Source organism: Kangiella taiwanensis, assembly GCF_020005165.1.
Classification (GTDB): Bacteria; Pseudomonadota; Gammaproteobacteria; order Enterobacterales; family Kangiellaceae; genus Kangiella; species Kangiella taiwanensis.
Window position 1 is genome coordinate 1 of sequence record NZ_JAHCLT010000005.1, and the last position, 6,981, is coordinate 6,981.

The following is a 6,981-nucleotide window of genomic DNA, read 5'->3' on the forward strand; positions in this document are numbered from 1 at the left end:
CGTTTACGGGTACGGACGGTGAAACGATCACCATTAGCGTACCGATCATCAATGATACGACGGTTGAAGGTGATGAGACCTTCACGCTTGACCTAAGTAATCTCAATAATCCAGGCGTCACGTTTGCGGATGATCAAGGCTTAGGCACCATTACGGATAACGACGCAGCGACAGTTGCGATTGATGACGTGACGGTGAACGAAGCGGATGGTAATGCAGTCTTCACCGTGACTTTAACGGGCGACGTACAAGGTGGCGTGAGCTTCGATTACACCACGACGGACGGTACGGCGACTGTTGCTGACGGTGATTACACAGCGGCCTCGGGCACGGAAACCTTCACGGGTACGAGTGGCGAGACGGTGACGATTACGGTTCCGATTACGGACGACACCATTGTTGAGGGCAGCGAGACCTTTACGGTTGACTTGAGCAACTTAACGAACGGTGGCGTGACCTTCAGTGATGACCAAGGTTTAGGCACCATTACGGATAACGACGCAGCGACGGTTGCGATTGATGACGTCACGATTGATGAAGCGGGCGCTAACGCGACCTTTACTGTGACCTTGACGGGCGAAGTTCAAGGTGGCTTCACGCTGGATTACACCACAAATGACGGCACGGCAGCGGCTCCGGGTGATTACACCACGACTGCTGGCAGCTTAAGCTTCACGGGTACGCCAGGCGAAACACAAACCATCATCGTACCGATTATCAACGACACGACGGTTGAAGGTGATGAGACCTTCACGGTTGATTTAAGCAACTTAAGTAACGGCGGCGTGACCTTCAGTGATGACCAAGGCTTAGGCACCATTACGGATAACGACGCAGCGACGGTCGCGATTGATGATGTGACGGTTAACGAAGCGGATGGTAATGCTATCTTCACCGTGACCTTAACGGGCGACGTACAAGGTGGCGTGAGCTTCGACTACACCACGAATGACGGCAGTGCGGCTGCGGGCAGTGATTACACCGCGACATCAGGTACAGAAACCTTCACGGGTACGAGTGGCGAGACGGTGACTATTACCGTTCCGATTACCGACGATACTTTAGTTGAGGGTACTGAAGACTTTACCGTAGATTTAACTAACTTGACCACGGCGGGCGTGACGTTCAGCGACAACCAAGGCTTAGGCACGATCAATGATAACGATAATGCTGAAGTAACGGTTAATGATGTCACAGTAAACGAAAATGCAGGCACAGCGACCTTCACCATCACACTGGATAACGATGTGAGCGGTGGCACGGTCGTGAACTACAGCTTCACTGACGGCACAGCGACTGGCGGTGATGATTTTGATAACACAGCGGGCAGTGTGACCTTTGTTGGTACAGCGGGTGAAACACAAACATTCGATGTCACCATTACCGACGACACTATTGTAGAAGGTAGCGAAGACTTCACAGTCAATATCGATGCTGTGAACCCATTAGTTACGGATATTGATACAGGCCTTGGAACGATTACTGACAATGACAACTTAGAAGTATCGATTGCTGCGACCATTGCTGCAGCGTCCGAGCCAAATACCAATGGTCAGTTTACCGTTAGCTTGAACACCACAAGCTCTAGCGATACCACGGTCACTATTGGTTACAGCGGCACAGCTACTGATGGCACCGATTACAACTTAAGTGGTGCATCGGGTACAACAAGCGTTGTCATTCCAGCAGGTTCTACGGCAGCTACAGTGAATGTAAATGTTGTCGATGACTTCATCACAGAAGGTGATGAGACTGTTATTGCTACGATCTCCGCAGTAAGCAACGGTACCATCGGTACTGCAACGGACACAGTGACAATTGCTGACAATGATGCGGCGAGTGTGACTGTTGAAGACGTGACTGTTAATGAAAGTGCAGGTACTGCGACATTTACTATTACCTTGGACTCTGAGGTCGCGGGTGGCACTGATGTGAATTATAGCTTCACGGACGGCACTGCGACGGGTGGCAACACAGATTATGACAGCACGGCTGGCACTGTTACATTTGTTGGTAATGCTTCCGAAACACAAACCTTTACTGTAGCGATTACCAACGATGCTTTGGTAGAGGGTGATGAAACCTTTACCGTTAATTTAGATGCAGTGAACCCACTGGTTACTGATACGGATACAGCGACAGGTACCATTACAGACGATGATAATCTCGAAGTATCGATTGCGGCGACAGTGGCAGCAGCATCAGAGCCTGCTACAGATGGTGAATTTACAGTAACCTTAAGTAATGTCAGCGCTACCGATACTACGGTGACGATTGGTTATGCAGGCACAGCGACAGATGCAACCGACTACAACTTAACTGGTGCTGCAGGCACAACAACGGTTGTAATTCCAGCGGGCGATACCAGCGCAACGGTTGCGGTTGAAGTCATCGACGATAATATTGTTGAAGGCAGTGAAACTGTAGACGCTACAATCACAGCGGTCAGTAACGGTACTATTGGTACTGCTACCGATACAGTGACGATCGCTGATGATGATATCGCTAGTGTTTCTGTTGCTGATGTAGCCGTTGATGAAGATGCAGGCACTGCAACAATTAATGTGACATTAACTGGTAATACAGCTGCAGGTTTCAGTGTTGATTTCGCAACTGCTGATGGCACCGCTCAAGCTGGTGCGTTACAGGATTATATTGCAAATTCAGGTACTCTAAACTTCGTGGGTAATGACGGCGAAGTTCAGTCAATCACAGTAACGATTAACGATGATTTTGAGATTGAAGGTGACGAAACTTTCAATGTTAACTTATCAAACATTACTGGTGGCCAAGCGACAATCAACGATGGTACTGGAGTCGTCACAATTCAAGATAACGACACTGTTGTACTGATAGAGTTTGATTCAGCTGCAGACTCGGCTGATGAGTCAACGACAGATGCGCCTAGATTATTAATATTAGGCTTCTTACCTAATGATACGACAGTGAATGTCAACGTGACTGGTGGTACTGCAACCGGCTCTGGTACTGATTATACCAATGTCGTCGCGGTCACGATCCCAGCTGGAAACTACGATGGTAGTGCGGGTACTTCGGTGCCGATCAACCTGACCGTAGTGGATGATAATATTCTTGAGGCTGATGAAAATATTAACTTCGAACTCTCAAGCGCTAATCCAAGATTAGTACTTGGAGATGCGGATCTTGATAGCAATACGCAAGCCACGAACACTTACACTATTCAAGATAATGATACCATTACGGTATCGGTCACTGCCAATGATGCGGCTGCAGCTGAACCTGCTGATAATGGCCAGTTCACAATCAATTTGAGCAGCCCTAATTCAGTTGACACAACGATCACCTACAACGTGGCAGGAACAGCAACCGCAACCGATGATTACACTCCATTAACTGGCACAGTGACCATTCCAGCGGGTGATACTTCGGCTACTATTGATGTGACGGTTGTTGACGATGCGATTGTTGAAAGTGATGAGACAGTCGTCATCACTTTAGCGACCACAACTGACGGCACAATTGATGGTGCTAATAATCAAGCTACAGTCACTATTTCTGACGATGATAATCTAGAAGTATCGATTGCGGCTACAGTGGCAGCGGCATCAGAGCCTGCCACAGATGGTGAATTTACAGTAACTCTAAATAACACAAGCGCTACTGATACCACAGTAACGATTGATTATGCTGGTACAGCGACAGATGCAACCGACTACAACTTGACGGGTGCTGCAGGCACAACAACGGTTGTAATTCCAGCGGGCGATACCAGCGCAACGGTTGCGGTTGAAGTCATCGACGATAACCTTGTTGAAGGAAATGAAACTGTAGACGCTACAATTACGGCGGTGAGTAACGGTACTATCGGTACTGCTAGCGATACAGTGACGATCGCTGATGATGATAGAAACCTTGATATAGCACCTATTAATGAGTCTACGCCAGAGAACACGGCCCACACCACGGCGCCGGCGGACTTGAGCCCAGGTGACGCCCCAGTGGGCACCGTGACCTACACCATTACCGGTGGCGCGGATCAAGCCTTGTTCACGATTGACCCAGCGACGGGTGAGTTGACGCTGCCAGCGCAAGATTTTGAAGCGCCAGCGGATGCCAACGCCGACAACCTCTACGAAGTGCAAATCACGGCAACGGATTCTGCTGGCAATACTGCTACAGAAGATGCGACTGTGACGGTCACTAATGTTGTGGAAACGGCGAACTTGGACATTGCGCCGATTGTGGAAACCACGCCTGAGAACACGGCGCACACCACGGCACCGGCGGACTTGAGCCCAGGTGACGCGCCGATTGGCACCGTGACGTACACCATTACCGGTGGCGCGGATCAAGCCTTGTTCACGATTGACCCAGCGACGGGTGAGTTGACGCTGCCAGCGCAAGACTTTGAAGCGCCAGCGGATGCCAACGCGGACAATGTCTACGAAGTGCAAATCACGGCGACGGACAGTGATGGCAACACGGCAGACGAGTTGGCCACGGTTGAAGTGACCGACGTGGCGGAAACGGCGAACTTGGACATTGCACCGATTGCCGAGAGCACGCCTGAGAACACGGCGCACACCACGGCACCGGCGGACTTGAGCCCAGGTGACGCGCCGATTGGCACCGTGACCTACACCATTACCGGTGGCGCGGATCAAGCCTTGTTCACGATTGACCCAGCGACGGGTGAGTTGACGCTGCCAGCGCAAGACTTTGAAGCGCCAGCGGACGCCAACGCGGACAATGTCTACGAAGTGCAAATCACGGCAACGGACAGTGATGGCAACACGGCAGATGAGTTAGCGACGGTTGAAGTGACTGACGTGGCGGAAACGGCGAACTTGGACATCGCACCGATTGTGGAAACCACGCCTGAGAACACGGCCCACACCACGGCACCGGCGGACTTAAGCCCCGGTGACGCGCCGATTGGCACCGTGACGTACACCATTACTGGTGGCGCGGATCAAGCCTTGTTCACGATTGATGCCAATACGGGTGAGTTGACGCTGCCAGCGCAAGACTTTGAAGCGCCAGCGGATGCCAACGCCGACAATGTCTACGAAGTGCAAATCACGGCGACGGACAGTGATGGCAACACGGCGGACGAGTTAGCCACGGTTGAAGTGACCGACGTGGCGGAAACGGCGAACTTGGATATCGCGCCGATTGTGGAAACCACGCCTGAGAATACGGCGCACACCACGGCACCGGCGGACTTGAGCCCAGGTGACGCCCCAGTGGGCACCGTGACTTACACCATCACCGGTGGCGCGGATCAAGCCTTGTTCACGATTGACCCAGCGACGGGTGAGTTGACGCTGCCAGCGCAAGACTTTGAAGCGCCAGCGGATGCCAACGCCGACAACCTCTACGAAGTGCAAATCACGGCGACGGACAGTGATGGCAACACGGCAGACGAGTTGGCCATGGTTGAAGTGACTGACGTGGCGGAAACGGCGAACTTGGACATTGCGCCGATTGTGGAAACCACGCCTGAGAATACGGCGCACACCACAGCACCGGCGGACTTAAGCCCCGGTGACGCCCCAGTGGGCACCGTGACGTACACCATCACCGGTGGCGCGGATCAAGCCTTGTTCACGATTGACCCAGCGACGGGTGAGTTGACGCTGCCAGCGCAAGATTTTGAAGCGCCAGCGGATGCCAACGCCGACAACCTCTACGAAGTGCAAATCACGGCGACGGACAGTGATGGCAACACGGCAGACGAGTTAGCGACGGTTGAAGTGACTGACGTGGCGGAAACGGCGAACTTGGACATCGCGCCGATTGCCGAGAGCACGCCTGAGAACACGGCCCACACCACGGCACCGGCGGACTTAAGCCCCGGTGACGCGCCGATTGGCACCGTGACGTACACCATTACTGGTGGCGCGGATCAAGCCTTGTTCACGATTGACCCAGCGACGGGTGAGTTGACGCTGCCAGCGCAAGACTTTGAAGCGCCAGCGGATGCCAACGCCGACAATGTCTACGAAGTGCAAATCACGGCGACGGACAGTGATGGCAACACGGCAGACGAGTTGGCCACGGTTGAAGTGACCGACGTGGCGGAAACGGCGAACTTGGACATCGCGCCGATTGCCGAGAGCACGCCTGAGAATACGGCGCACACCACGGCACCGGCGGACTTGAGCCCAGGTGACGCCCCAGTGGGCACCGTGACGTACACCATTACTGGTGGCGCGGATCAAGCCTTGTTCACGATTGATGCCAATACGGGTGAGTTGACGCTGCCAGCGCAAGACTTTGAAGCGCCAGCGGATGCCAACGCGGACAATGTCTACGAAGTGCAAATCACGGCGACGGACAGTGATGGCAACACGGCAGACGAGTTGGCCACGGTTGAAGTGACCGACGTGGCGGAAACGGCGAACTTGGACATTGCACCGATTGCCGAGAGCACGCCTGAGAATACGGCGCACACCACGGCACCGGCGGACTTGAGCCCAGGTGACGCCCCAGTGGGCACCGTGACCTACACCATTACCGGTGGCGCGGATCAAGCCTTGTTCACGATTGATGCCAATACGGGTGAGTTGACGCTGCCAGCGCAAGACTTTGAAGCGCCAGCGGATGCCAACGCCGACAATGTCTACGAAGTGCAAATCACGGCAACGGACAGTGATGGCAACACGGCAGATGAGTTAGCGACGGTTGAAGTGACTGACGTGGCGGAAACGGCGAACTTGGACATCGCGCCGATTGCCGAGAGCACGCCTGAGAACACGGCCCACACCACGGCACCGGCGGACTTAAGCCCCGGTGACGCGCCGATTGGCACCGTGACGTACACCATTACTGGTGGCGCGGATCAAGCCTTGTTCACGATTGACCCAGCGACGGGTGAGTTGACGCTGCCAGCGCAAGACTTTGAAGCGCCAGCGGATGCCAACGCCGACAATGTCTACGAAGTGCAAATCACGGCGACGGACAGTGATGGCAACACGGCGGACGAGTTAGCCACGG

The 6,981-nt window shown here is 53.6% G+C and carries 1 protein-coding gene; it reads left to right on the plus strand.

Annotated features, from left to right (window positions below):
* On the plus strand, window positions 1–6,981 hold a 6,981-nt coding region (locus KFK88_RS11820), incomplete at both ends, for a Calx-beta domain-containing protein (protein WP_223580005.1).